The organism is Phycisphaeraceae bacterium (assembly GCA_019636735.1).
In the GTDB taxonomy this organism is placed as follows: domain Bacteria; phylum Planctomycetota; class Phycisphaerae; order Phycisphaerales; family SM1A02; genus VGXK01.
In genome coordinates, this window is the sequence record JAHBWY010000002.1 from 294,664 (window position 1) to 320,167 (window position 25,504).

General features: G+C 65.5%; 21 protein-coding genes and 1 pseudogene. 5 read left to right on the forward strand and 17 right to left on the reverse strand.

Annotated elements, in window-relative coordinates; genetic code table 11:
* Window positions 1-34 precede the first annotated feature (34 nt).
* Window positions 35-508 (forward strand): hypothetical protein, encoded by a 474-nt coding sequence (locus KF724_03360; protein ID MBX3354719.1) that lies wholly within the window; start codon window positions 35-37, stop codon window positions 506-508.
* Here the strand turns inward: KF724_03360 and KF724_03365 are convergent.
* The 13 genes from KF724_03365 to KF724_03425 all read right to left on the reverse strand — a co-directional run bounded on the left by KF724_03365 (window position 460) and on the right by KF724_03425 (window position 16,891).
* Window positions 460-1,692 carry a hypothetical protein gene (locus tag KF724_03365; protein MBX3354720.1) on the reverse strand — a complete coding sequence of 411 codons (1,233 nt, stop codon included), beginning with the start codon at window positions 1,690-1,692 and terminating at the stop codon, window positions 460-462. The genes KF724_03360 and KF724_03365 overlap by 49 nt on opposite strands.
* On the reverse strand, window positions 1,680-4,592 hold the full coding sequence (locus tag KF724_03370; protein ID MBX3354721.1) for a hypothetical protein: 2,913 nt from the start codon (window positions 4,590-4,592) through the stop codon (window positions 1,680-1,682). Before KF724_03370 ends, KF724_03365 begins: the two co-directional genes overlap by 13 nt.
* A gap of 202 nt (window positions 4,593-4,794) precedes the next feature.
* Complete coding sequence (locus KF724_03375; GenBank protein ID MBX3354722.1) at window positions 4,795-5,805, reverse strand: hypothetical protein; 1,011 nt, start codon at window positions 5,803-5,805, stop codon at window positions 4,795-4,797.
* Window positions 5,802-6,410, reverse strand: a complete 609-nt coding sequence (locus KF724_03380) for a hypothetical protein (protein ID MBX3354723.1) — start codon at window positions 6,408-6,410, stop codon at window positions 5,802-5,804. The genes KF724_03375 and KF724_03380 overlap by 4 nt, the downstream gene beginning before the upstream one ends.
* Before the next feature lie 10 nt (window positions 6,411-6,420).
* Window positions 6,421-8,439, reverse strand: coding sequence for a hypothetical protein (locus tag KF724_03385; protein MBX3354724.1), 2,019 nt, complete (start codon window positions 8,437-8,439; stop codon window positions 6,421-6,423).
* Window positions 8,436-9,833: a general secretion pathway protein GspK gene (locus KF724_03390; GenBank protein MBX3354725.1), complete on the reverse strand. Its 1,398-nt coding sequence runs from the start codon at window positions 9,831-9,833 to the stop codon at window positions 8,436-8,438. Before KF724_03390 ends, KF724_03385 begins: the two co-directional genes overlap by 4 nt.
* Window positions 9,830-10,888, reverse strand: a complete 1,059-nt coding sequence (locus tag KF724_03395; protein MBX3354726.1) for a prepilin-type N-terminal cleavage/methylation domain-containing protein — start codon at window positions 10,886-10,888, stop codon at window positions 9,830-9,832. Before KF724_03395 ends, KF724_03390 begins: the two co-directional genes overlap by 4 nt.
* Window positions 10,860-11,387: a hypothetical protein gene (locus KF724_03400; protein ID MBX3354727.1), complete on the reverse strand. Its 528-nt coding sequence runs from the start codon at window positions 11,385-11,387 to the stop codon at window positions 10,860-10,862. The genes KF724_03395 and KF724_03400 overlap by 29 nt, the downstream gene beginning before the upstream one ends.
* Window positions 11,388-11,443: 56 nt before the next feature.
* Window positions 11,444-12,022: a type II secretion system protein gene (locus tag KF724_03405; GenBank protein ID MBX3354728.1), complete on the reverse strand. Its 579-nt coding sequence runs from the start codon at window positions 12,020-12,022 to the stop codon at window positions 11,444-11,446.
* 21 nt (window positions 12,023-12,043) lie between these two features.
* Complete coding sequence (locus tag KF724_03410; protein MBX3354729.1) at window positions 12,044-12,508, reverse strand: type II secretion system protein GspG; 465 nt, start codon at window positions 12,506-12,508, stop codon at window positions 12,044-12,046.
* A 152-nt stretch (window positions 12,509-12,660) separates the two neighbouring features.
* Window positions 12,661-13,938 carry a type II secretion system F family protein gene (locus KF724_03415; GenBank protein ID MBX3354730.1) on the reverse strand — a complete coding sequence of 426 codons (1,278 nt, stop codon included), beginning with the start codon at window positions 13,936-13,938 and terminating at the stop codon, window positions 12,661-12,663.
* A gap of 5 nt (window positions 13,939-13,943) precedes the next feature.
* The gene (locus KF724_03420; GenBank protein ID MBX3354731.1) at window positions 13,944-15,509 is read right to left on the reverse strand and encodes a type II/IV secretion system protein; all 1,566 of its coding nucleotides are present in this window, start codon (window positions 15,507-15,509) and stop codon (window positions 13,944-13,946) included.
* 125 nt (window positions 15,510-15,634) lie between these two features.
* Window positions 15,635-16,891 (reverse strand): hypothetical protein, encoded by a 1,257-nt coding sequence (locus KF724_03425; GenBank protein ID MBX3354732.1) that lies wholly within the window; start codon window positions 16,889-16,891, stop codon window positions 15,635-15,637.
* Between the two features lie 396 nt (window positions 16,892-17,287).
* Between KF724_03425 and KF724_03430 the strand changes: the two genes are divergently transcribed.
* Both KF724_03430 and KF724_03435 read left to right on the forward strand, forming a co-directional pair.
* On the forward strand, window positions 17,288-17,887 hold the full coding sequence (locus KF724_03430; protein MBX3354733.1) for an AbiEi antitoxin N-terminal domain-containing protein: 600 nt from the start codon (window positions 17,288-17,290) through the stop codon (window positions 17,885-17,887).
* Window positions 17,884-18,798 carry a nucleotidyl transferase AbiEii/AbiGii toxin family protein gene (locus tag KF724_03435; GenBank protein ID MBX3354734.1) on the forward strand — a complete coding sequence of 305 codons (915 nt, stop codon included), beginning with the start codon at window positions 17,884-17,886 and terminating at the stop codon, window positions 18,796-18,798. Before KF724_03430 ends, KF724_03435 begins: the two co-directional genes overlap by 4 nt.
* 123 nt (window positions 18,799-18,921) lie before the next feature.
* Here KF724_03435 and KF724_03440 read toward each other — a convergent pair whose 3' ends face one another.
* The 3 genes from KF724_03440 to ndk all read right to left on the reverse strand — a co-directional run bounded on the left by KF724_03440 (window position 18,922) and on the right by ndk (window position 21,687).
* Window positions 18,922-19,623, reverse strand: a complete 702-nt coding sequence (locus KF724_03440) for a CoA transferase subunit A (GenBank protein MBX3354735.1) — start codon at window positions 19,621-19,623, stop codon at window positions 18,922-18,924.
* An 83-nt stretch (window positions 19,624-19,706) separates the two neighbouring features.
* A complete protein-coding gene (locus KF724_03445) occupies window positions 19,707-20,735 on the reverse strand; it encodes a sigma-70 family RNA polymerase sigma factor (protein ID MBX3354736.1) in 1,029 nt (342 codons plus the stop codon).
* Between the two features lie 481 nt (window positions 20,736-21,216).
* A complete protein-coding gene (gene ndk, locus KF724_03450; GenBank protein MBX3354737.1) occupies window positions 21,217-21,687 on the reverse strand; it encodes a nucleoside-diphosphate kinase in 471 nt (156 codons plus the stop codon).
* Between the two features lie 182 nt (window positions 21,688-21,869).
* Here ndk and KF724_03455 point away from each other — a divergent pair, with 182 nt between their 5' ends.
* Entirely contained in the window at window positions 21,870-24,080 is a 2,211-nt protein-coding gene (locus KF724_03455; protein MBX3354738.1) for a DNA topoisomerase VI subunit B, read from the forward strand.
* A gap of 21 nt (window positions 24,081-24,101) precedes the next feature.
* On the opposite strand, the pseudogene KF724_03460 reads toward KF724_03455, so the two are convergent.
* Window positions 24,102-24,239: pseudogene (locus tag KF724_03460) on the reverse strand (Cys-every-fifth RiPP peptide CefA).
* A gap of 76 nt (window positions 24,240-24,315) precedes the next feature.
* Between KF724_03460 and KF724_03465 the strand changes: the two are divergent.
* A complete protein-coding gene (locus KF724_03465; GenBank protein MBX3354739.1) occupies window positions 24,316-25,491 on the forward strand; it encodes a DNA topoisomerase IV subunit A in 1,176 nt (391 codons plus the stop codon).
* Window positions 25,492-25,504: the final 13 nt, after the last annotated feature.

A 25,504-nucleotide genomic window follows, 5' to 3' on the forward strand; every position in this document is an offset into this window, starting at 1 on the left:
CCAGCCCGCGGGACGCGGGACCGGAGAACTTGCCATGGGCGTGTTGCAGATGACGGACGAAATGATCGACGAAGTGAGCGATGCCATCTTCGGCACGCCGCGTGGTGACCACGCATCGTGGTTCGACTTGAGCGGAGTCAATGGACTGGGCTCGGCGCTCGAGGATGCTCGGCGTGGCACCAAGCGCGACGAAGAGGAGGAGGAGGAAGAAGAGGAGGAGGAGGAGGAAGAGGAGGAAGAGCTCGAGGACGAGGAGGATGAAGAGGAGCTCGACGACGAGGAAGCCGTCGATGAGGACGAGGAGGACGGGGAAGAAGAGGAAGACGAGGACGAGGAAGAGGAAGAGGAAGAGGAAGATGAAGAGGACGACCTCGACGACCTCGATGACGACGAGGATGACGACGAGGACGAAGAAGACGACGAGGACGACGACCTCGACGACGACGACGAGGATGAGGACTACGACTTCGACGACGACGAGGACGAGGAGGAAGACGACGAGATCTGAATCGTCAGCCGGGTCAGGATGAGCCGCGCCCTGTCGGGCGAGACCATCAGAACTTGTCCGTCAGTGGTCGGCGCGGTCCTTGGAAGCCAGAGCCCTTCAAGAACTCGAAGGGGGACATCGCCGGGGCGGGGCGGAATGGCCTGCTCGAGCAGTCGATTGGGTGAGGCGACAATCGCTCGCGAGTTCTTCCCATCGGGGATGATCGCGGCGCCGACGCTCCCATCAACAAGGAGCTGGGGAGAGTCGCTCCCGGCGTCCCAGAGCGCCATGCGCCGAAAGTCAGGGTGGAAGAAGAGCACCTGCTCGGAGAGCCCGACGGGGGCAAGTCCATCGGTGGGCGTCATTGTGGCGAGCGCTCGATCCGGCGAACCACGGAGCGACAGCGGCAGCATGCGGACGGCGGGCCGGAGCGTCTCCGCGCTCTCGGCGATGCCGGGTGTCATCGGCAGAAAACCCATCGCCAGCGTGCCATCGGTGAGGCGCAGGGCAAAGAGATTGCCGTCGCCGTCGAAGCGGGGGAGCAGCCAGCTATGGTCGCGCCCCGTCGAGAAGACCATGCGCCCTTCGGGCCGTTCGATGACAAGTTCGAACCCGCGGCCATCCACAGGTCGCCGCGAGTACGCCCAGGTGCCTCGTGGTCCCAGGACGGCAAAGGCGTTCACGAATGAGTCCTCGATGAGCCATTCGATTTGTCGGTCGTCCCAGCGCACGAGGCCGATGGCGCGACTTCCATCTTCTCGCGGGCTCTCAACGAGGAAGCCCTCGTCGCTGGCGCTGCGACCGAGCAGGTAGGGGCCCGCGACCTCTCCGAGAGGCTGGAGCGCTCCGAGCAGCACCTCGTAGATGACGATCCGCCCGCGGACGGCTCGGGCCTGCTCGGGGCCCGCGGTCAGCGTTGGCCAGTCGGCGTTGCTCATCGCCTGCACGGCGATGAAGCGGCCGTCGGGCGAACAGAGCGGAAGCGTGAAGCCGTCGTTGGAGACTTCGCCGAGCGGCTCAATCGCCACGCGAAGGAAGCCGTCGCGGCGCGTCTCGTCACCGCCGGGCTGCAACGGTGGGGGCATGAGCAAGCGCGACTCGGTCATCCGCTCCTGCTCGCAGCCACCGAGGCCGATCGCCGTCGGCAGCAGCAGGAGCGTCACAAGGACGCCGATGGGCCGGAGGCGACGACTCACCTCGGCCACGCGGGCGTCGGCTCGCTGGGAGGCGCTGGATTCACATCGCTGTCCTCCGGGAGCTCGGGCATGAGCGGACCGCCGAAGTCGTCCTTGAGATCGCTCATTGGCGTGAAGCCGGCGCCGCGGATCAGCTTGTCGCTGCGCTCACGAAGCGGCTGGGCCAGCTCCCGCAGGCGCCGGCGCTCCTGGACATTGAAGTTGCTGTCGTTCTCATCAGGGTTGTCAACCACGACGGGTGTGATGAAGACGACAAGCTCCTTGGTGGTGGTGGTGTCGTCGGTGAAGGCGAAGATCAGATCGAGGCCTGGGATGTCGCCCAGGAATGGCACCTTCGTCTTCTGGAAGTTCCGCTGCTCCTTGCGGATGCCGGAGATGACGATGGTCTGTCCATTCTTGACCGTGATCTTCGTGTTCGTCTGGCGACGATCGATGACGGGGTTGCCGCCGACGCCCTGCGGGCTGGTGGGGTTCTGATTCGAGAGGAGCACTTCGATGTCCATGTAGACATTCCGCTCCTTGGTGATTCGGGGTCGGACATTCAGACCGATACCGACCGGGATCTGCTCGAACGAAGCGGTCGTACCGCCGGCCGTACCCTGGGTCGTCGCCTGCGACTGGAAGGGGACATCCTGACCGTCGAAGAACTTCGCTTCCTTGTTGTCGCTGGTGTAGATGCGCGGCGACTGAAGAATGCTCACATTGGTCACCTGATCGAGAGCCTGAAGGATGACCGTCGCATCCACGCCGAAGCTCAGGATGCTGGTGGTGAGATCTCCGATGAAGTCGCCTTCGCGCGAGCCGGCGAACATGCGGCCAGCGTCGCCCGTGCCCGAGATGACGATGGCGTTGTTCGGATTCGTCGGAGCAAGGCCTGCGGGTCCGAACTGGAGGCCGTAGGCGAGCTGATCGCCGAGCTGAACCTCGGCGAGAATCGCCGTGATCATGACCTGGCGGCCCGGAACATCCAGGTCTTCGATGATCTGAAGGAGCGCCTCCTGGATCTCGGGAGTTGCAAGGACTAGCAGGGAGTTCTGATTGGCATTCGGCACCACGCGGCTCTTGCCGACGATGGCGCTCACTTCGTTCTGTGCCGACTCACCGGCGCCTCGCGCCGACTGCCATGGGAAGCGAATCTCCTGTCCCGTGCCCGCAGCCTGACCGGAGGCGCCAGCGGTACCGGCGCTTGATCCGCTGCTTCCGCCCTGGAGCACGGTGAAGTCGATGCCCGTCAACCCTGTCTCCGGGGCTCGAATGCGTGCATCGGCGCCGGCGGGGGCGAGGAGGGCGTTGAGGATCTCAGCCATTTCCACGGCGTTCGCGTGCTTCAGCGGCACATTCAGCGGAAGCCCGACGCGAAGCGGCTGATCGAGATCCGCGATCATCTCGTCGAGCCACTTGAAGTTGTCCGGGGTCTTCGAGATGACCAGCAGACGATTGGAGTCCGGGTAGGCCTCAATGCGGAAGATGTTCGCGACGGCGACATCGGCACCGGATTCGCCTCCGCCGCCCGTTTGGACGCGCCCGGCGACGCCTCCTCCGAGGCCACCCCGGCCTGCACCGCCTCGCGCACCGCCACTGCCGCCGGATTCAAGCAGCGCGCTCAAGACTTCGCGCACCTTGAGCGGATCGGTGTAGCGAAGGTCGTAGTACTTGAAGATCTGTCCACCGCTTGATGGATTCACATCCCAGGCCGTCTGGATGAGACGCTCGATCTCGCGCATCACCGAGGGCTCGGCGCGCACCGTGATCGAGTTCAGCGCGGGTATCACGCTGACAAGGAGCTGTTCGCTCGTTCCGACAAGCTCGCCGCCACCCGTGGCGCCAGCCGGTCGTGGCTGTGGTTGTCCGGGACGAGCGGGCTGCGCCACGCGGGGCTGAGCACCGCCCGCAGCGGCACCACCGGAGGTTCCCCGGGCCGCGAAGAGTTCCGAGATGAAGCTGGCCACCTGGGAGGCGTCAGCCCACTGGAGGCGGAAGGTCTTCGTCTGCACATCGACATAGGCCGGGGTGTCCAGCACATTCACGAGTCGCTGGACGCGCTTCGCCGTCGAGAGGTCGCCGAAGAAGATGAGCTGGTTGCTGTTGGGGTCCGGCGTCAGCGACGCGGAGTCGGGGAGATCGGTGATCCGGCTGGCAAGGGCGTCGACCTTGGTGTTCTGGATCTTGAAGATCTTGTAGACCCACTGACCGTCTTCGACGAGCGAGAGCACATCGACCTCGGGTCCGAGCACCGGGTGGGGACCGAGCCGGCCGACGCTGCCCATCGAGTCGATGAAGATGTAGCGGTCCGTCTCAACAACCGCGATGTCATTCACCCGGAACGCCTGAAAGATGAGATCGAGGGCTTCGCGGCGCGTGACCTCACGATCGCTCACGATGGTGATCGGTGTCTCGCCGGCCGTGGTGAGACGGGGAATGACGCTCTTCCCCGTGACTTCGGCAATGAACTTGATGAACTCCTTGACGCGCGTCTGTGAAGCGACGAGCTTGACGCGCTCCTCGCCTCCGGGGCGCCTGGTGCCGCTGATGACGCTGAATGCGCCGTTGTCATCAATTGAGCCATCGGGAACGACAAGTGCAGGGAGATCGTTGCCGGGTGGAGTCGCGGCAGCGGGGACGACCACTGGCGCCGGACCAACTCCATTGCCCTGCCCATTCGCCTGACCGAGTTCGAGAGCGCCCGCCTGCGGACCATCGGGCTGCGCCTGGGGCTGCACGCGACGCGGTGCCGCTGGCGCTTCGTCCTGCGACGACTCCGCCTGCACGGTTGCTTCAGGCTGCGGAGCCGGCTGGGGCCGGCGCGCCTGGGCCGACGAGGGAGAGGTCAGCAAGGTGACCGCACCGAGGGCTGAGGCAACTCCTGCGACCAGCGCGGCGCGCGAGCGAAGGAGTGAGGGGCAACGCATGGGCAGGAGTCGGGTCAATCGGGTGGTCACACTCGGTTCTCCGTCAGATGCCATCGTTCGGCACGAAGGGCGGCCTGGGGCCTCGGGGCCTCGTTCTGGGCGGACACTGTAATCGTCCGGGTGGTTGAACGGGGATTGGCCCCGGTCATTGCGGGCCTCTTTGGGGAGAGCCCGGTGTTTCACGAGAGATGCCGCCGTTCGCTCAACGGCGGAGTTGGTTCATTCGGGCCTGGAGCCACGCAAGCTCCTGGGCGAGACGACTGCGAGTCGCCTCGTCCAGATTGCGGTTCAGGCGCGCCCGGGAGACCGCCATCATGGCCTTCGACACAGCATCCCGATCCATGGCGTCGATCTCCTCCTTGGTGAGCGGCGGAGGACCGCTCTCCGATGAAGCGCTCGGCGGGGCGCCGGATGGCGCATCAGATGGCGCAGGCGGCGATGCAACCGGAGGCCCGCCATCAAGAGGCGGTTCCTGTTCGGACGCCGGAGGATCGCCCACCGCTGCATCACCAGGGAAGTCACCGGGACGCGGTTCGGGGGGCTGATCTCCGCGCACCGCTGGTGCAGACGGCGTTGGCGTGGCCGTGGCTCGGCCCGCCACTGGCCGTGGACTGGGAGCGGACATCAGTTCCATGCCGGGATTGCTCGAGGGGCTGATGGTCGAGAGGCTTCCCCCGAAGAACGACTCATTCGAGTCCGGAAGGATCGAGACGACATAGTCCTTCTTCAAGTGATGGAGCGTCACGCTCCACGGTGGATTGGTGGAGACGACGCGCACACCTGATCGTTCCTCACCCTTGCCGAGTTGCATGCTGTCCGCGAAGAAGACCATGTTCCCGATACATGCGATGACCTTCGGGCCGGTGTATTCGGCCGGAGGCGCAGGCTCGGGTGGCGGGGGCGGAGGCCGTTCATCGCGCTGCGGTGGTGGCGGTGGCGGCGGAGGGGTGGGATCCGCGGGTCGAATGGGAATGAAGAAGAGGCTCCGTCCCTCGAAGCGCTCGCGGTGCAGCTTCGCGGTTTCGTCATGGGTGGCGAGCAGCGCATCGAAGGCGCTGGTCTCGCGCGAGTCGACCCTCGGCCCTGCCGCTGCGCCTGCGAGCCTTAGCACACCGGCGAGCGAAACGCCCGCGATCACGACCACCGTCACAAGCCCCACGATGACGGGGCCGGACCAGCGCACTCCGCTTGTGAGTCGGACTCGCGGACTCATGTCGTTCTCCTGCCGGGCTCGTCGCCCGCAACCACCCACGCCTCGATGATCATCTTGACGCGAAGGCGCCGGCCTGGGTCGACGCGCTGAAGCCGAAGGGTGCTCACCGAGTCGATGTCAGGGCTCGCCTCAAGCTCGGAAACGATTTTGCTGACCACCTCGACAGGCGCCTCGAACTGAACATCGGCGGTGACGCGCTCCGCGCGGCGATTGCCGACCACATCGCGCAGCGCCGACGCGGGGAGCCGCTGCGAGGTGCGAGCGTCGTACTTGAAGTTGATGACGCTCGAGTGCTGGCGGATGATCCGGGTCGCCGCCGCAGCCATCTGGGCAGCGCCCTCGGAGGCGCGCCGAGGCGCCTGCACCTGTCCGTGTGCGATGATCTGGTCTCGAATCATCCTGACCTGGTTCTGGCTCTGGTCTCGCTCGCGGGCGGCCAGAGTTCGAAGCTCCACCGCCTCCTTCGAGTAACTCGCGGCCCATGCCCAGGTGCTGTCGCGCACCAGGAGCCACCCGACGAGGACGCAGGCAAGAAGAAGCGCCACCTGCGCCGCTCGGGGCCACGACTTGATCTGGTCAATCTGCTGCTGGAAGGGAAGGTTCATGCGTCACTCATTACTTGGATCGAACATGGGCCATGAGCTTGTCGAACTCCGCACGCAGGCGGGCGACGGTCTCGGCGTTGAACGCGGGATTGTTGCGGGCCCTTGCAACGGCGCCGGCGGCGGCGAGCGCCTCTTCCTTGGTCATCGCGGCGATCTGCTCGTCGGTGAGCGGATCGGGCGGGACATCGGCAGGAGCAGCAGCGGGACCTCGCGGTCCGGCTCGCTCGTTCGAGGCGCCAGGCTGGCCGGTGGTTGCCAAGCCACGCTCTTCGGCGCGGCTTCCGCCTGCGGGCGGCGGCGCTCGGCGCTCCGACGACGAGACGGCAACGGCCTCGCCCGCTCCATTCGCGCCCTCCTGGGTGCCGTTCGCCGCGGTGACTTGAGTGGGCGATGACCCCGCGCTGTCACCCTCGCCCGCCGATGCACTCCGGTGACGCGCCGAGCCGGGCACGGAGCCGTCGTTGGGCGCATCAGATGAGGCGGTCGCCAACGGCGCACCTTGTCCCGAAGCGCCATTGCTCGGGGCCGGCGAAGTTGCAGGTGGAGGTGGCGCCGTGGGGGTGGCGGCGCGGGCTCGCGGGTGCCGCCGATCGGCGAGGGTCAGCTTCGCCCAATCCTGGGTCTCGCTCATGGCGATCGGCGCCGTCGGCGCCGCCACGAAGGCCGAGAGATTGAATTGCATGATGCCCGACTGATTCGCAGCGTCCCATCCCTTGCTGATGCGGGTGAAGATGCGCGAGTCCTGCATGAGCCGTTCCATGCGCAGGACGACCTCCTCGGGGGCGAGCAGATCATGGCGCGATGCGCGGCCGCGCACTGACACCGACTCGCCCTGGACGATGTTGAGCTGATCGAGCTCGATGCCCTCGGGCGTGCAGCAGGCGAGGTCGGAGAGAATCTTCGACATGGGCCAGGTCCGCGCGGCGCGTTCGCGATAGAGCGCGATGCGAAGGTCGTTCTCCTTGACGACCTCCCGCAGCTTGTCGGGGCCGAGTTCACGGATGCGCCATCGCGTGACCCAGTAATCACCCCAAGCGAACACAAGAGGCCCGAACGCAATGGCGAGAAGAGCCGCCACGATCAGCCCGGTGAGGACCCTCGGATCGGCCAGGCGGTTCAGCACACGACCGACGGCATTGGGTTCCTCGCCCGGTTCATGCGCGAGCAGTGTCGTGAGCGCGGCCAGTGGTCCCGCCGCCGCGAGCGCCGCGCCGGCATGAATGGCGTGCTGACGCCACCATGCGGGATCGACCGATCCCCCGATGGCGGCGGCAAGCCGAGTCAGATCGTCGGGCGAGCAACCGAATCCAGCGCCGTTTGCCTGAGCGGCGGCCGCTCGGACTGCTTCAGCGAGCGATTCGATCTCGGCGCCTGACGCGCCGTGGTGAAGCGCGGTCTCGATGACCAGGCGAACGATGGCGTCAACCCCGCCCTCGGCAAGGTTCTCACGCGCCGATCGCAGCGCGATTCCGCGCGGCGTCGCGATCGCGAAGGAGACCACGCCTCGTTCTGCGTCAATCAGCAGCAGGGGGCCCCGCACCCCGGGAACGGTCACGAGCGCGGCGAGTGCTGAGACATCTCCCGCGAAGGTGAGTTGCCGCGAGGAGAGGAGTGAGCCTGGCAGGGCAGGCGGTTCCTCTGATGGCGGCCACTCGACCACGACGCCGCAACGATCAGCGCCCTCGCTTCGGGGAATGACAGCAGCGGCACTGCGGTGTGGCGGAACACTGCCGAGCTGCATGCTCTCGGCCTGGAGCGTCAAGGCGCTCAGGAGCTGCGCCTCGTCGGCGTTGGGAAGTTCGCAGACACGGCAGCGCGCCTGGCCTGGCGCAAGGAGCGCCACGACTCGGGCCGCGCGGCTCTCGTCCACCGCATGGGCAAGAGTGCTGGAGACCAGTGAGGTCATGCGCTCGAGGCGCACACCCGAAGGACCCTGGCGCCAGAGCGAAAGCCTCGCATCACCAGTCGCAGGGACCTCAATGATGGCCGTCAAGGCTGGATCTGCGGCAACGCGCACTCGACGAGTCATGGCTCGCGAACCTCAATGAAGGAGAGAGGAATGGTGGAACGATCGACCACCACCACGAGTTCGACTTCGGTCCCGGTACTCAACGCCCGACCTCGACTCGAAATCAGGTAGACGAAGCTCTCGACTCCGACCTGCCCGGCGATCTGCGTGATCGTCTCGGGCTTGAGATCGGCGATTTCGAGCAGATCGACAATGCTGGTGAAGCCGCCTTGGCGACGCTGTCGGGCGGAGATGATCGCCTCGGCGGCACGCGGCTCAAGGCCGAGCCCGCGCTGGAGCACTTCGCTGGACACCGTGTTCAGGTTGACTCGGCCGGGAGCGGGCTTGAAGGGGTCATCGAGCGTGCACTCGGCGAAGAGAAGTCGAAGCTGATTGGAGTCCAGCGGCGCCACCTCCTGCTGCTGTTGCGCCGGCTGGCTGCCCTGCCGTCCACCGGCCCGAGATCGTCCGGTGGTTCCAGCGGTGCGCCCTCCCCCTGCGCCGCCCGCCGGGGCCAGCGCATTGAGAGGCGTGACGAGCAGTGTTTCGAGTCGGGCGTTGCCCTGCCGGGAGAAGTTCAACAGCGCGCTCGCCTGCGCCGAGTCGACGCCGAGCCGCTCCTCGATCTGCTGAGTGGTCGCCGTTCGAAGGAAGAGCTTCGGAACCCCGTTGGCCGTCGCGTGAGAGCCGCGCGAGTACGCCGTCAGATAGCCGCTCCAGCCAGCATCGAGATAGCCGTCCGGTTTGTCGTCGGGCATGCTGAGCGAGCCGTCGTTCTCGTTGGGATCGAGACGGCTGTTGAGGTTCCAGTCCTCGCCGCGAACATAGCGCGGCCAGCAACCGGCGACCAGTTCCAGCTCGGCGATGCTGCGGAAGTTGTCATTCCGCGGGCGATACTTGTAACCCCGATTGGCGTAGTACTCCGCCTCGGCGCCGAAACCCTCGACTTCGTTGTTCGCATCGCGCCAGTCGATGATGGCGTCGACGACATCGGGAGTCATGTTGGGAATGGTCAGCAGTTGCGGCTTGGTCGCGATGTTGATGTTGAGCTTCGAGTGCTCGTCCATCGGACCGGCGTACTCGAAGCCGTCGCGGAAGTGTCGGATGTCGAACTCGCCGGTCTCGGTCGAGCCGATCGCGTGGGCTTCGAGGTCGCGAGTGAGCGCGAGCGCGTCATCACTGACGGGATTCTTCTGGTAGTACTCCATGATCGAGATCATGGACTCGACGCCAGCGCGCGCCGCCCAGCGGGCCTGCACTCGGGCGAGCGCTTCGCGCCCCATGACCGCCTGGCGCCAGGCGAGCACCTGCGTCGCCGCCACGACGATCGACGCGATCGCGACCGCCCAGAGGACGACGAGCGTGACGCTGCCGCGGGGGCGCTGAACCGAGGTGTGACGCCTTCGCCCGTTCATCGTGCTCCGGCGCCTCCTCCGCCACCACCACCTCGCGCTCCACCGCCGCCGCCACCACCTCGTGCGCCGCCACCATCACCACCCCGCGCTCCGCCACCGCGGCCACCCGCATCGGGACCACCCTGCGATCGGATTCCGCCGCCGCGCGATTCGATGTCCCTGATGGCCTCGGCGCGCTCGGCACGACCGGCTGGCGAGGCCGGTCCGGCGACCGCCGCAGCGGCGGGACCGTCGTCGGCGCCCATGCCTCGGTCACCAAGGCCTCCCATGCCTCCCGCGCCAGCCGCTTCCGCCAGGGCCGCAGCGGCCTCCTGTTCGCGTGCGAGTCGTTCGAGTTCCTCGTCGATCGGCTCAGGAACCCGGTCGATGGCCACGAGTGTTCGAAGCGTGATGATGGCCTCCGGAGGCAGATTCGGATCTCGATCGGGCGCGGCGCCAGCCACAGTGACAGTGACTCGGACCGCGAGAGGCAAGCCATCTTCGTCGGAGTCCCATGCGGGCCACCAGTTCTCGCCGTCGTAAGCCTCGAGGTAGAGGCCGATCACTCCATCGGCCACGGGCTCGACCACGCCGCCACCGTCGGGCGTGTCGTCCGGCACGGGATCGCGCCGCCGCCAGAGCGCCGAGCCTGCGGAATCGTCCATGACGCGATACTGGGTCTCGTACTCGATGCCCTCGCCGTTGTATTCGATGTCGCGGACCGGCATCAACCGGGTCGCGAAGAGAATCACCTCGCTCCGATCGACCGGCCCCGAGCGGGTGTTCATCACCGACTCTGTGATGACCAGTCGAGTCTGGAAGAGATCGGTTGATCGAATGATGCTGTTCAGGTCTCGGCGGAGCGACTCGACTGCATCGATGGCGCGTTGATGCGCTGACAGCCGGATCTGCACGAGTTCCCGGGATCGCCCGATTCGGCTGACCGAGGTGCTGATGGCGGTGAGCACGAGCGCGGCGACCACCAGTGCCACCACCAGTTCAGCGATGGTGAAGCCTCGAGGTCGCGAGGCAACCTGCAGCGAGTGTTCAGCGCACAGACTGTCGGGCCGCTTCATAGCGATCCTCCCTTTCAAGTCGCTGAGGTGGGCGTCGCATGATGATCGGCGCATCCTCGGGGCGCGGCGCCAGAAGCGTGCCGCATCGATAGGTCGCGCCGGAAGGACTTCGGACAATCGCGAGCACGCGCCATGGATCTCCAAGACCCTGCGCTTCGATGAGTACTTCGAACTCCCAGTCGCCGAACGGGGGGTCAAAGCGTCCGGCCGTGTCGTGAACCTTGGGAAAGTCAACGGGACCTTCCGCGAGGACAAGCGAGAGCACTTCGTCGAGCAGACTTGCCGCGACGACCTCCTCCTCTCCGGCTCGCTCCATCTGGAGACTGCGCGCGGAGAGTGATAGCACCGCCACGAGCGCGATGGCCAGAAGGAGCCCGCCGAGCAGCGCATCGATCAGCGCGTAGCCGCGCGGTGAACGCAGGCGCAGCGGGGCGGTCGAGCGCGTGGGGCGCGACGCCCTGCAAGGTGCTGGCGCATCGCAACGCTCCGGCGCAGTCACAGAAGGGATTGCTGGCGTTCGCGCGCCCATGGTTGGTTCGGCGATTGCCACAGTGGTCACCACGGCTCCTTCTCTCGGCCCTCACGGTCGAGGTCGTAGGCGGTACGACCGATGGCGGTGGTTCGGCCACTTCGTGTGATGAAGAAGGGCGCGGTCGCGCGTGGCTCAAGCACAACCGTGATCTCGTCGCCGGCCTCCTCGGAGGCGAGGACGAACTCCATGAGCGGCCTGGGTATTCCGGGAGTTGCAACGACGCGCCACGCATCGGGCATGAGGCGCTGGCCATTGACCACAACTTCAGAGAGGACGACACCCTCGGGCAGTTGAAGCGGCCTGGAAAAGCGATCGAGGCGCCAGTCGGGGGGATTCTCCGGACGGCTCGGATCGGTGTCGAGGATCCACACTTCAATCGTGCCGAGTTCGCCATCACGCATCAGGGCCACCGGCTGGCTTGCCAGCGAGGCGCGAAAGGCGAAGGTGCCGAGCATCGAAGCCAGTTGCTCGGCGCCGAGCTGCGCCGTCACCGAGCTCTTTCCGACCAGCCGAGGCAGCACCATCGCGCCGATGACGGCGAGGATGATCGCCACCACCATGATTTCGACGAGCGTGAAGCCTCGGGGGTGAACCGTGCGCAACTGGAACCTCTTCGGTTCGGATCAGGTCTGGCCGTTGACGATGTCATCGGGCGTCCCGAGCTCGCCATCTTCGCCCGCGCTGACAATGTCGAAGTCGTAGTTGACGACGCCGGGAACCCGGATGGTGAAGGGACGGCCCCATGGATCGAGAAGCTGCTTGCGATTCCTGAGCATGGGCGGCTCGCCCTCGGCGAGGACCTCCAGGCTGAAGTCCGAAGGAACCGTGCTCAGGTGGTTCTTCGTCATGTAGAGCTCCACCTGCTGGGCGAGCGTCGCGGCATCGGCCTTCGCCCGATCGTTCTTCGCCTGCCCGATGAACCCCGTCAGACGCGGGACGATGAGCGCGGCGAGAATCGCCACGATCGTGACGGCAATGATGATCTCGAGCAGGGTGAAGGCGCGCCGACGAAGCGCACGCCGCTTGAGTCTGCGGGAGTGTCGTGACACCGGAAGATTTGGATGCATCAGGTTCTTCATGGACTTCATGGCCGGAGGACTCCTCAGGGTCGATAGGGAACCCCGTGACAGTCACAACGCACGAGGGCGCTCGGCGTTGCCGGATTCACGGGTAAGGAGAACGAGCGAGCTAGGAAGACTAGCGTCCGATAGGTGTCAGTGCGGCGTGAACTCGCCGCAAATCAACCCGTCATGAAGGCCGACTGGAGATTCATGAGCGGCAGCAGGATTCCCAGGAGAACGAACCCGGCGAGGCACGCCATGATCACGAGCAGGACGGGTGGCAGTGCCTTCGTGAGCACTTTGATCGAGGCGTTGACCTGACGGTCAAAGGCGCCTGCGGCATGCAGCAGCATGCTCTCAAGGCGTCCCGACCGCTCACCGATGTTGACGATCTGGATGAGGATTGGTGGAAAGTGGCCGCATCGCTCGAGCGGCTCCGCGAGGCTCTGACCCGTACTCACTCGCTCGGTGACCTCGTCGATGGCCTGCATCAGGACCAGGTTGCCGAGCGTGTCCCGGACGATCCGAAGTGCGGGAATGATCTGGAGACCGGCGGAGACGAGCGTGCCCAGCGTGCGCGTGAAGCGGGCGACGGCGACATCACGCAACAGAACTCCGACGATGGGAAGTCGAAGAAGCGCCCGGTGAACCATCAGGCGATTCTCGGGGTTTGAGATCCACAGTCGCCATCCGATGAGGGCGCCGCCGATGCCGAGGATCACGGCCCACCACCACGCCTGCATGAAGTCGGCAAAGCCCATGAGCACGCGAGTCGGCCAAGGCAGCGACAGGGGCGTGCCCGAGGCGAGGAGCGGCTCCATCAGGCGTGGAAGAATGACCGTGACGAGGATGACCACGCTGACGAGGATCATCACGGCCACGATCAAGGGGTAGATGGTCGCGCCGACAAGTTCGCGGCGCAGTTCGATGCCGCGCTCGAGAAGGTCGGCAAGCTGGTGCAGGACCTCGGGCATTCGACCCGAGGCGTCGGCGGCCCGAACCATGCCGACAACCATCTCGTCGAAGGGCGGGCCGTAGTCGGCCATCGCCTGCTGAAGCGGCTGGCCCGCCTCGACCTTCTCAATGAGACGATCGAGGATGACCGCCTGGGCATGGCCGGAAGCCTGCTGGCGCACCGTGCGAAGAGCCTGCATCAGCGGAAGGCCTGCTTCCAGGGCGGTCGCCAGTTCGCGGATGAAGTTCGCAAGCTCGCTCCGGGAGAGCGTGCTCTTCGCGGTCAGCATCGAGAAGAGCGAGGCCTTGGTCTTCGATCCGTCGGCACGCGGCGCCGCAGTTGCCTTCGATGGCGTCGAGTCCTCGTCGACCACCACGATCGACACCGGCCGCTGACCGCGGCTCGAAAGCTGCCTGATCGCCGCCGCGCGATCGGTCGCAGCGATCACGCCGGAGACGACGGCGCCCTTCGCATCAAGACTCTGGTGCCGGAAACTGGGCATGGGACTCAACCGCCGGAGTCGTCGACATCCTGCGTCGCGCGGAGTACTTCCTCGATGGTGGTGATACCGGCGGCGGCCTTGTCCAGGCCGTCCTGGCGCATAGTGATGAAGTCGGCATCGACCTGCTCGCGCAAATCGAGGACCGTTCGACCCTGCGAGATGGCGGCCCTCAGGCGCGGATTGATTCGAGCCAGTTCGAAGAAGCCGAGGCGCCCGCGGAAGCCGCTGCCGCTGCACTCGTCGCAGCCGCGCCCGATGGCGCACCGTCCGTTGAAGAGCGCTGCCTCCTCGTCGGTGATGCGAGCTCGTCGATCGTCGTCGAGGGCAACCTGCGTCGCGCAGTGGCGACAGAGGCGCCGGCCGAGTCGCTGGGCGAGCAGCCCCTCGAGCACGCTCGCGATGAGATAGGGTTCGGCGCCCATGTCCACCATGCGGCCAACGGAGCTGATGGCGTCGTTGGTGTGCAGTGTGCTGAAGATCAAGTGACCCGTCAGCGCTGAGCGAATGGCGATGTCCACCGTTTCGTTGTCGCGGATTTCGCCGACGAAGATGACATCGGGGTCCTGTCGCAGGATGGCGCGGAGGCCTGTCGCGAAGGTCAATCCTCGCTTCGGATTGACGGGAATCTGGTTGATGCCCGCGAGTTCGTACTCGACGGGATCTTCGATGGTGATGATCTTCTTGCGGGGGTCGTAGAGCTTGGAGAGCGCGGCGTAGAGCGTGGTCGTCTTTCCGCTGCCGGTGGGTCCGGTCACCAGCACCATTCCGTGCGGCTTTTCGATGAGCCGGTCCATCATCCCGCGATGCTTCTCCGACATGCCGAGGCTTCGGAGGTCGAGCGGCAGCGAGCTCTTGTCGAGAATTCGCATGACGACGCTCTCGCCGTAGATCGTGGGCACGGTTGAGACGCGGATATCGACCTTGCGGCCCTCAAAGCGAAGGGTGATGTGGCCATCCTGCGGCACATAGCGCTCGGCGATGTTCATGTGCGCCATGATCTTGACACGACCGATGAGCGCCGCCTGGAGATGCTTCGGAGGCGGCTTCTGCTCGAGCAGCACACCGTCGATGCGGTACTTGATCTTGAGTTCGCTCTCGAAGGGCTCGATGTGGATGTCGCTCGTTCGATTCTGGATCGCCTCCAGAATGAGCAGGTTGACGAGGTTGATGAGCGTCGGCTGCTCCGCCATCCGGTGCACATCCGCCGCATCGATCGCATCGAGATTGTGTTCGACCCTGGTTGAGGCGAGGTCCGCTTCACCGGCGAGACTCTCCGCCATGCGAGCCGCGGTGGTGCCATACACGGCGCGCATCAGATCGCCGAAGACGGAGCCCTCCATGCTCGCTCGCGAGAGCGGTCGCGCGGTCATCGCCGCGACCTCGTCGATTGCGGCGAGGTCGAAGGGATCCGCCATGGCCACCTGGAGCCTGGCGCCGTCGAGACGGAGCGGGACAACGCGAAGTCGCACAGCCGTCTCAGCGGGAATCAACGCCATCGCCTCTGGCTCGGCCGTCGGCGCCTTGTCAAACCATTCGATTCCGAGGAGGCCGCAGCGATCCTTGAGGGACATCTCGCTCGCACCGGCTCCCGCTCGAAGAGAGGTGAGATCGACACCCCTGGCGGCGCTGCCGTTGGTTGCACTGCTGCCGGTCACGGGCGTCTCTCGCGTTGTGAGGGGGTCCAGAGGAGTCGTCCTTACTCAATCGCCGTGGGTGGAATCGGTGCGGCATCATCGGCCCCGGCGCCGAGGTCTCCGCCGCCCTTCGGCATGGTGGTCACACCGCCGCCACCCGGAGTGGCGGGTCCGAACTGCTTACCCAAGCCTTGAGCCGCATGCCGCTGTGCTCCGGGGAGATCAGCGTACTGCTCCGGCGTCAGGATGTGCTCAAGCTGCTGGCGGTAGCGCTCGGCCAGATCCTGGCGCTTCCGACGCATCGCCTCGAGTTCCGGCGAACGGCCCTGTCGCTCGGCCGGAGCCGCCGCGCGACGCTTCGGCGCCGCAGGCTCATCTCGCTTGACGACCGTAAGCATCTCCCGCGAGAGGCCCTCCCACTCCCGCTCCATCTCTCCCTTGAGCGAGGTGATCGAGGCGCGCTGCTCCGGGGTGAGGTCGGCGATCTCAAGGGCCGCATCAAAGAGTCGAATGACGCTGTTGGGCGAGAAGACCTCGGGGAAGGCCCGCTGCATGGCGATGACGCGGAAGCGGGGCCCCCAATCGGCGCCGAGCGCCGTAGAGATCTCCTCGATGCTGATCTCCTGCGCATCACGCAAGCGCACGCGTGCGGCCATGATCCGATCCTGCAGTTCGGCCGCCCGCTGATGATCCATGGTGACCATGGCGTCCATCATCGGACCCATGTTCTCCTCTTCCCGCGCCTGGCGTTCGGTGAGCGCGCCATCGATTCGGATCTCATACGCCTCGATCACCGGCTGGGCGGTGGCGCGGACCTCCGCGGGAGGCGCGAGGTCGTTGATGATGCCGATCAGGTTCACTCCCTCGCCGGAGATCTCCGACTGAGGCAGAAGCCGCTCGCGGCGAATGGCCCGCTCGAACGCAGGCCAGCGGTCAAGCTGCTGAGGGCTGAGCACGCTCTTCATCGTTTCGGCAAAGCGGTTGTAGAGCTCCTGTCGCTCGCGGCTCCAGTTGTTCAATGGCCGGAGCAGCGCGGTCAGATCTTCCTTCGCCGCGCTGCCCGCATCCTGCATCTGGGCCCGGACCTTCTCGATGCCTGCGGCAAAGGAGGCCATGTAGTCCTCGAGCAGCATGTCGACGATGGGACGCTGGGTCTCATCGAGATCGAGGATCGCCACCATCAGCGGCATGTCCCGCTGCATGATGTAGGGCTCGAAGGCCTGCACCATCAGGCTGCGGCTTCCGAACTGGGCGTGCGAGAGCGGGGAGGCAACGATGGCCCCCGCAACGATGAGCGCGGCGAAGAGTGAATGCTTCATGTGTGACTCCTTGCGGACCTCCGTATGGGCACGATGAACGAACTGAGGCCGGGTTTATGGCAATCTCGCCCTCAAGATTGAGCGATCGGCGAGATCGGCGGCCGATTCGAGCGCATTCTCTCTGTTGGAGAGAAGATTCACGGACCTTGATCAATGAGGTCCTATAAAACAACTGCTGATGACACAGGAGTTGCTTCTGCCTTGCGCGTTCCGGGAAGGTGCTCGATCTCCTTGGACACAGGACTGGGCCTTTGAAGGAGGATGCACCGACGCCACGACACCACCGCAGATGCCGATCGCGGAGTCCGACGCCTGTACGCGGGCAGGCGCTCCATTCTGCCGATACAATCCGTCGGTACTTGTTGGTTTCTACAGACCTTTTGTACCATGTGACCTATGGCCGGCCCGCCACGCCATCCTCTCGAGGCAGTCCGCGACCGTGGCGTGGTCCGGAGCCGGGACCTTGCCGCCCTTGGGATCACCCGGAACCGGCTGCGTGAACTAGTCGCTTCGGGCGACCTCCGACGGATCGCCCGCGGTGTCTACGTCGCCGCCGACCATGATCTCACCGAGAAGCACTCGCTCGCCGTCGCATGCACCCTCGTTCCGCATGGAGTCGTCTGCCTGCTCTCGGCGCTCGTGTTCCATGGCCTGACCGTCCAGAACCCATGGGAGGTCTGGCTGGCGATCGACCCCTGGGCACGCAAGCCGGCACAGAGCTCCCCGCCACTGCGGATCGTCCGCTTCTCCGGCGAGGCGCTCACGCACGGCGTCGAGACGCACGAAGTCGAAGGCGCGACGGTCAAGGTCTACTCCGTCGCCAAGACCATCGCAGACCTCTTCAAGTACCGGAACAAGGTGGGACTCGATGTCGCGCTTGAGGCACTTCGCGAGGCGGTTCGCTCTCGTCGGGTGACCATGGACGAAGTCCTCCGCGCCGCCAAAGTGTGTCGGGTCGAGAAGGTGATGCGTCCGTACCTCGAGGGGCTGCAATGACGCGCCCGCTTCGTGATATCAGCGCGTCGGTCAAGCAGCGGCTTCTCAACCTCTCGCACGAACGCGGCGAGGAGTTCGAGCAGGTGCTCGTGCGCTCGGTCGCCGAGCGATTTCTCTACCGACTTTCGAAGTCGATGCACGCGGGATCGTTCCTCCTCAAGGGCGCCATGCTCTTCGTGGCGTGGGAGGGCATGCCGCACCGTGTGACGCGCGACATCGACCTCCTCGGGTTCGGTGACGACTCGCTCGAGCGCATGACCGCCGTCATGCGAGAAGTTGCCGCGACCGCCGTCGAAGACGATGGTCTCATCTTCGATGTCGAGAGCGTGCAGGCTGCCGAGATCCGAACGATCCAGGACTACGGCGGCGTTCGCGTCAGCGCTGTGGCAACTCTCGGAAAGGCACGCATCCGACTCCAGGTCGATGTGGGCTTCGGCGATGCCGTGACTCCCGGGCCCGAAGACATCGAGTTTCCGACGCTCATCGATCTGCCGCGAGCCCGCCTGCGTGCCTACCCCGTCGAAACCGTCGTCACCGAGAAGGCCCTCGGGATGGTTGAGCGGGGACTCCTCAACTCGCGGATGAAGGATTACTTCGATCTGCTCCATCTCTCACGTACCCGGACTCTCGATGCATGTGGGCTGACGGGTGCGCTTGCGGCCACAGCAACCCGGCGCAATGTGCCGATTCCCGCAGGACCGGTCGCCGGGCTCAGCCCTGAGTTCGCGACGGACCCGACGAAGCAGGCCCAATGGCAGGCCTTCTGCCGGCGGCTGCGATCTGGCCAGCCGGTCGATCAGCTGCCCACGGTCGTCACCGCGCTCGCGGCGTTTCTCGGGCCGGTCTTCGAAGCGGTCGCCGATGGCAGGCAGGCCACTGGGAGTTGGCCTTGCGGCGGGCCGTGGGGTTGATCGGTTCGGCAGCCCTCGGTGGCATCCGCGGTCCTCAGTGCAGAGCGCGCTGCGCCGGGCGCTGCGCGCTGCGCCGAACTCGCGTGATCTCCGGGAGATTCGCCAAGCGCCCGGGGGTTCGAATCACCCCGGGCGGGTGGTCCGCTGTTCGATGCGCTTCTCCGACACGGTCTTCACGATCCGCTGGACGAAGATGCCCGGCGTGTGGACCTGGTCGGGGTCTATCGAGCCGATCGGGACGATCTCCTCGACCTCGGCGATCGTGAGGCGCCCCGCGGTCGCAATCATCGGATTGAAGTTCCGAGCCGTCCGGCGGTAGATCAGATTCCCGCACTCGTCGGCCTTCCACGCCTTCACAAGCGCAAGATCCGCAACGATGCCGCGCTCAAGCACGAAGGTCTCACCATCGAAGACCTCCGTGGGCTTGCCGGCGGCAACGGGAGTGCCGACGCCGGTGCGCGTGTAGAAGCCCGCGATTCCAGCACCGCCTGCGCGAAGGCGCTCGGCAAGGGTGCCCTGCGGCGTGAACTCAACTTCAAGTTCGCCGCACATGAACTGCCGCTCGAACTCGGCGTTCTCACCCACATAGCTCGACACCATCTTGCGAACCTGGCGCGTCTGGAGCAGGAGCCCAAGGCCCCAGTCATCGACGCCCGCGTTGTTGCTCACGCACACGAGGTCCTTCGCGCCGCTGTCCCGGAGGGCGATGATCAATTGCTCGGGGATTCCGCAGAGCCCGAAGCCGCCGACCGCGATGGTCATGCCATCCTTGACGACGCCGCGAAGGGCTTCGGAAGCACTCGGATAGACCTTATGTGTCGCCATGGCCGCGAGTGTAGCGGCGGCGCAAGCGGATTCGTGATCGACAGAGGAGCCCTGTTCAGCCCGGCCTTCCGCAGGCCCACCGATCAGTTCTCGCTCGGCTTGGGAGGATCCGCGCGAAGTTCGTCGAGGGCGAGCCGGATCTTCTCCAGCGCCTTGTTCTGGATCTGGCGAACGCGCTCCTTGGTCACGCCGATGATCTGGCCGACCTGATCGAGCGTGAGGCCCGGGCGATCCCGCTGCGGATCGAGGCCGAATCGATGAACGATGACCGTCCGCTCGATCTCAGTGAGATCGCAGGCGTTGCTCATGACCACATGGCGGACTTCGGCCGCGGAGTCGCGCTCGTCGGTGGCGCGAACCGTCTCCAGATGGTTCGACTTCTCGAACTGTGGGTCAAACTCGCTCGGGAATCGCTGGCGGTACTTGCTCAGCTTCATGCCCTGGCGACTGAACGCCTTGATGATGGCGCGGCAGGCATAAGTGGAGAACTTGAAGCCGCGACCGCAGTCGAACTTGTCGACGCTGCGCATCAGGGCCATGTTCCCCTCGCTGATGAGATCGGCGAAGTCCACCTCGCTCATGCGAGTTCGCTTGGCCATCGCCAGGACGAGCGCGAGATTCGTCTCGGCGATCTGCTCGCGGTAGCGCTTGGCGACGCGATACCAGCGAAGCACCTCGCGAGCCGTGGTCACATCGGGGAGGGCACCATCGAGACGCTTCTGCATCTCCGAGATGCGCCAGCGGGCGTAGTTGTACTGAAGGAACAGCACGCGCTCCTGCGCACCGGTGAGCAGGACCGACCCCGGGCTTCGCTGGGAACGGCTTCGCGAACGATCGCCTGGAACAAGGCTGTCAAGCAGCGGGCGATACCAGGAGACATCGGGCCGCTGGATGTTCGGGGCCTGCTCGTAGATGGTCCGCTCCGCGTCGCGCTTGCGAAACTCGGGAGAGTCGATGTAGTCCATCGGCTCCGAGAGGATCTCACGAAGGAGCCGCTCCTCCTCGCGGGAGAGGGCGGGGCTATCGGCGCGGTCGGCGGCGCGGCGAGCCACAATGGCACGCTGTCGGCGACGCAGGCGATCGAGCGGGGAGTTGGATCCAAGCACGGACATCGTGTCCACCTTGAGGTGACTTCGACCTCATCCTGAAGTTGCCGCCAGAAACGGGGCGGGGCCTGCGGTTTCGCTACCGCTGTTACCAGTGGAGTACGGGGGGAGTTCGCCTTGCGTTGAATCGGGGACGCAAAATCGGCGACGGTTTGCGCATGGGGCCGCCCCGACGGTCAGCAAGCGGCCGTGGAATCACGAGATGGGGCCATCCCGGAGATCCCCCGGTTATCGCTCGGTGTGCGGGACCTTTCGGCGGGGTCGATTCAACCTCAGACTTCCGGCCCAGCTCGGCCGATCGAAATGGCCGACCCGAAGTGTGCTTCACAACCCCGTTTCGCCGAGAGCGAGCCACAAGGACTCGAGCCGGTGCGAGTGGCCCACAAGGAGCAGTCGACGCGGGCTTCTGGGAAGCCGCTGATCGAATCTCGATGCGGTGCTGCGAAGCCGGAACCGGTCGATGGCTGCGGGGCTTTCGAGGAGTCTCTTACTCGGGCTTGCCGCTCGAGTGGTCGTAGATCCAGGCGTCGACGGCGCGGGCGTGCTCGATGACTTCGCCCGGCTTGAAGAAGAGCGAAAGCTCTCGAGCTGCGGCTTCGGGCCCGTCGCTGCCGTGAATCAGGTTGAAGCTGTTGCTGACGCCGAAGTCACCGCGAATGGTGCCGGCGGCCGCCTTGCTGCCGAAGGTCGCTCCCATCATGCCGCGGGCAACGGTGATCGCGTTCATGCCGCGGAGGGCGAGGACCAGAACGGGGGCGCTCGTCATGAATCGCACGAGCCCCGCGTAGAAGGGCTTGCCGACATGGTCCTTGTAGTGCTGGGCCGCCAGATCCGGCGAGATCTGCATGAGCTTGCAGCCGACGACCTGAAGTCCCTTCTCCTCGAAGCGGGTGAGGATGCGGCCCACGAGTCCGCGCTGGAGGGCGTCAGGTTTCAGGATGATCAGCGTCGTTTCCACGGTCGTCTCCCAGTGCGGGGTCTCCTTCTCACCGCAACCACGGCCCCGCCGTGGAGTGAGAAGGGCGGAAAGGATAGCGACGACGCGAGCTTCGTGCCGATGGCGGATCCTGAAAGGGCGTGAGGTCTGGCCCGGCGCGCAAGCGATCGGGTACTTTTCGCCGAGGTTCGCAGGAGGTGACCATGGGCGGCACGGAGGCGGCACTGCTCGACATGCCACAGGGAAGGTCCGATCGTTCGAAGCGGGAGTCGAAGCCGAAGGAGAGCAAGGCTCGCCGAGGCGCCAGCGCCGAGGAGATGGCGTCGCGCCAGCGCGACATCTCGGTCAGCGAGTTCTTCGCGAAGAACCGTCACCTTCTTGGATTCGACAATCCGCGCAAGGCGCTCCTGACCGCGGTGAAGGAGGCGGTCGACAATGCTCTCGACGCCTGTGAGGAGGCGGGCATTCTCCCGTCGATCGTGGTGGCCATCGAGGATCTCGAGCCCGGTCGTCCGGCGACGGCTCGCAGCGGGCGCTACCGCCTGACAGTCGTCGACAACGGCCCCGGCATCGTGCGCAAGCAGGTCGAGAACATCTTCGGTCGCCTGCTCTATGGCTCGAAGTTCCATCGGCTGAAGATGTCGCGCGGGCAGCAGGGGATCGGGATTTCCGCGGCGGGCATGTATGGCCTCATCACCACGGGGCAGCCCATGGTGATCCACACGAAACCCGGACCCAAGGCGTCAGCCCATCACATCGAGCTGGCGATGAACACGAAGACCAATCGAGCCGAGGTGACGGTCGATCGGGTCACCGACGACTTCCCGCCGAAGCGCTTGAGCACGGTCACCGCTGGAGCGAAGGCACTTGCCCGCTCTGGCACGCTGCTCGAGACGGGGGAGTTCGCCAGCGGCACCAGCGTCTCGATCGAACTCGAGGGGCGCTATCAGCGCGGACGCGGGAGCGTTGAGGAGTTCCTCGAACTGACCGCGATCGCCAATCCCCACGCGCGGATCGTGCTGATTCCACCAACGCGGGAGAGCGCCGCGGAAGAGGAGGATCTTGAGCCCAAGCTCCTGAAGGCCGCGCTGACGACACCAGCGGACACGGTGAGCGACGGGGTCGAGGTGCGCACGAGCGAGACGCTCGGCTGCGTGAACTATCCGCGGGCGGTGAATGAACTTCCCGCTGAGACGCGCGAGATCCAGCCGCATCCGCGCGGCATCGAGCTCGGCACGCTCCTCCAGATGCTCAAGGAGTACGAAGCCACCACCAAGGGCTCGCTCTTCACCTTCCTTCAGGAGCGCTTCTGTCGGGTGAGTTCGGCAACGGCGGCGTCGATCTGCTCGGCGGTCGGAGTCACGAGTCGCACGCGCATTTCGTCGGTCGATGCGCCGCTCGCCGAGGCGATCTACCGGGCCTTTCAGACGCAGCGTTTCCTGCCGCCACCGACCGATTGCCTCTCGCCGATCGGCGTGCGACAGCTTCTCGCGGGCATGTTGAAGGGCGTCCGCGCCGAGTTCTACGCGGCGTCGAGTCGCGACGCCGAGGTCTATCGCGGTCGCCCGTTTCAGATCGAGGCGGCCATCGCCTTCGGTGGAGAACTCCCCGCCGATGAGAGCGCGCGGGTCATCCGATTTGCGAACCGGGTTCCGCTCCTCTTCCAGCAGAGCGCATGTTCCAGTTTCCGCGCTGTCGCGGAAACGGGATGGCGCAACTACGGTCTCCAGCAGCCGCGCGGCGGGCTTCCGGTGGGCCCGCTCGTGATCGCGATTCACATGGCGAGCGTCTGGGTGCCCTTCACCAGCGAGAGCAAGGAAGCCATCGCCGACTACGACGAGATCCGGAAGGAGATGAAGCTGGCTCTGATGGAGTGCGGCCGCAAGCTCGGGACCTATCTGCGCCGACGCCAGCGCATGGCGCGCGAGGGTGAGCGTCGCGATGTCTTCGAGCGCTACATCGGTGAGATTGTCCAGGCAGTCCACGCGATCAACGGCACCGATCCGAAGAAGCTCTTCGAGAAGCTCCAGGCGCAGGCCCGCGCACTCACCGCCGTGGCCGATCAGGTGCTCGACGAAGAGGGCCGGGTCCAGCGCGACGAGGAGGATCTTGACGCGTTGGATGGCGTCATCGTCGTGGCGTCGCCTTCGAGCCAGCCCGTCGTGACCGACACGCCGCCGAGTGGGGGAGCGAACGGAACGAAAGCGGTGAAGGGAACGAAGTCGGCGAAGGGAGCGAAGGTGGCGAAGCGGACGAGTGAGGCGAACGCCGCAACGGCAAAGGCTGCTGACGCGCCGGCTCGCCAGAGTCGCGGGGCGGCGGCGAAGGCACCGGTCAAGGACTCCACCCCTGCACCTCGCCTGCGCCGCAAGGCGGCCCGCGACGACGACGAGACGCTCTTCGCCGCGGAGTGAGCGATGGCGATCGCGGGAGTGGATAGAGCAGGCCTGAAACGAGCAGGCCTGAAACGAGCAGGCCTGAAACGAGCAGGCCTGAAACGAGCAGGCCTGAAACGAGCAGGCCTGAAACGAGCAGGCCTGGAATGAGCAGTACTGGATTGAGCAGTTCTGGATTGAGCAGTTCTGGAACGAACAGAACTGAACTGAGCGGGATGTGGCAGATCATCGAACCCAACGGCAGGACTCACCCATGGCTCGGCGAACAGTGAAATCGGCAGCGACATCACCTCCCGCACGGCGTCGAGGTTCTTCGACCGGCCGACGCTCCGTCGCCGATCGGGATGCCCTGACCGGCGGCAAGATCGAGGCGCTCGCCAACACCGTGGTCTCGCGCGCCGTTGCCGGGAAGGAGCCGGTCATCGAGGTGCCCTCGCGCACACGCTCCAACACCATCTGGAACAGGAAGCGCGGCATTCTCGAGATGGGCGAAGCGACGCAGGAGCGTCAGCTCTTCAACCTGAACCAGGCGAAGCAGTTCATGCAGACCCTGCTGCATGCGAGCACCATCAAGGACCTGATTGCCGCGAGCAAGACCTCGAGTCTTCGAGGTGTGTTCTACAAGGCGAAGCACACGGTCGCGGGGACGAAGGAGAACACCTTCGACGAACAGAATGAGTCCGACGCGATCCTCGAAGATCTCGAAGTCACCCTCGGGTCGCTGCGGGAGGAGCTCCATGTCTTCGCCGAGAATCGCGGGTCGATGGTCGGCACCATCACGCTCGTCGACAAGGGCGACGAGATCGATTGCCGCCGAATGGGCTCAGGCGGCTATGCGCTGCCGAGCATCGTCGAACCCGATGTGATCCAGTTCAAGAAGTGCGATGCGAAGTTCGTGCTTCATGTCGAGAAGGGCACGGTCTGGAATCGATTCAACGAGGATCGCTTCTGGGAGAAGCACCAGTGCATCCTGACTCACGGTGCGGGGCAACCGCCGCGCGGCTGTCGCCGGCTTCTCCAGCGCCTTCACACCGAGCTGGGGCTTCCCATCATCTGCCTGCTCGATTGCGATCCGTGGGGGCACTACATCTACAGCGTCATCAAGCAGGGGTCGATCTCGCTCGCCTTCGAGTCGTCGAGGTTGGCGATTCCAGCGGCCAAGTTCCTCGGCATTCGCGCGAAGGACTTCGTCGAGTGCAAGCTCTCCGACGCGGTGAAGATCACGCTGACCGACACGGACATCAAGCGGGCGAAGGAGATCGCGGCCTACCCGTGGTTCGCCCAGCACCGCGGCTGGCAGCGCGAGATCGACCTCCTCCTGAAGAACGGCTTCAAGATGGAGGTCGAGTCGCTGATTACGAAGGACATTTCCTATGTCACCGAGACCTATGTGCCCGAGCGCCTGAAGGCGAAGGACTGGCTCGACTGACTCATGGGCCTCG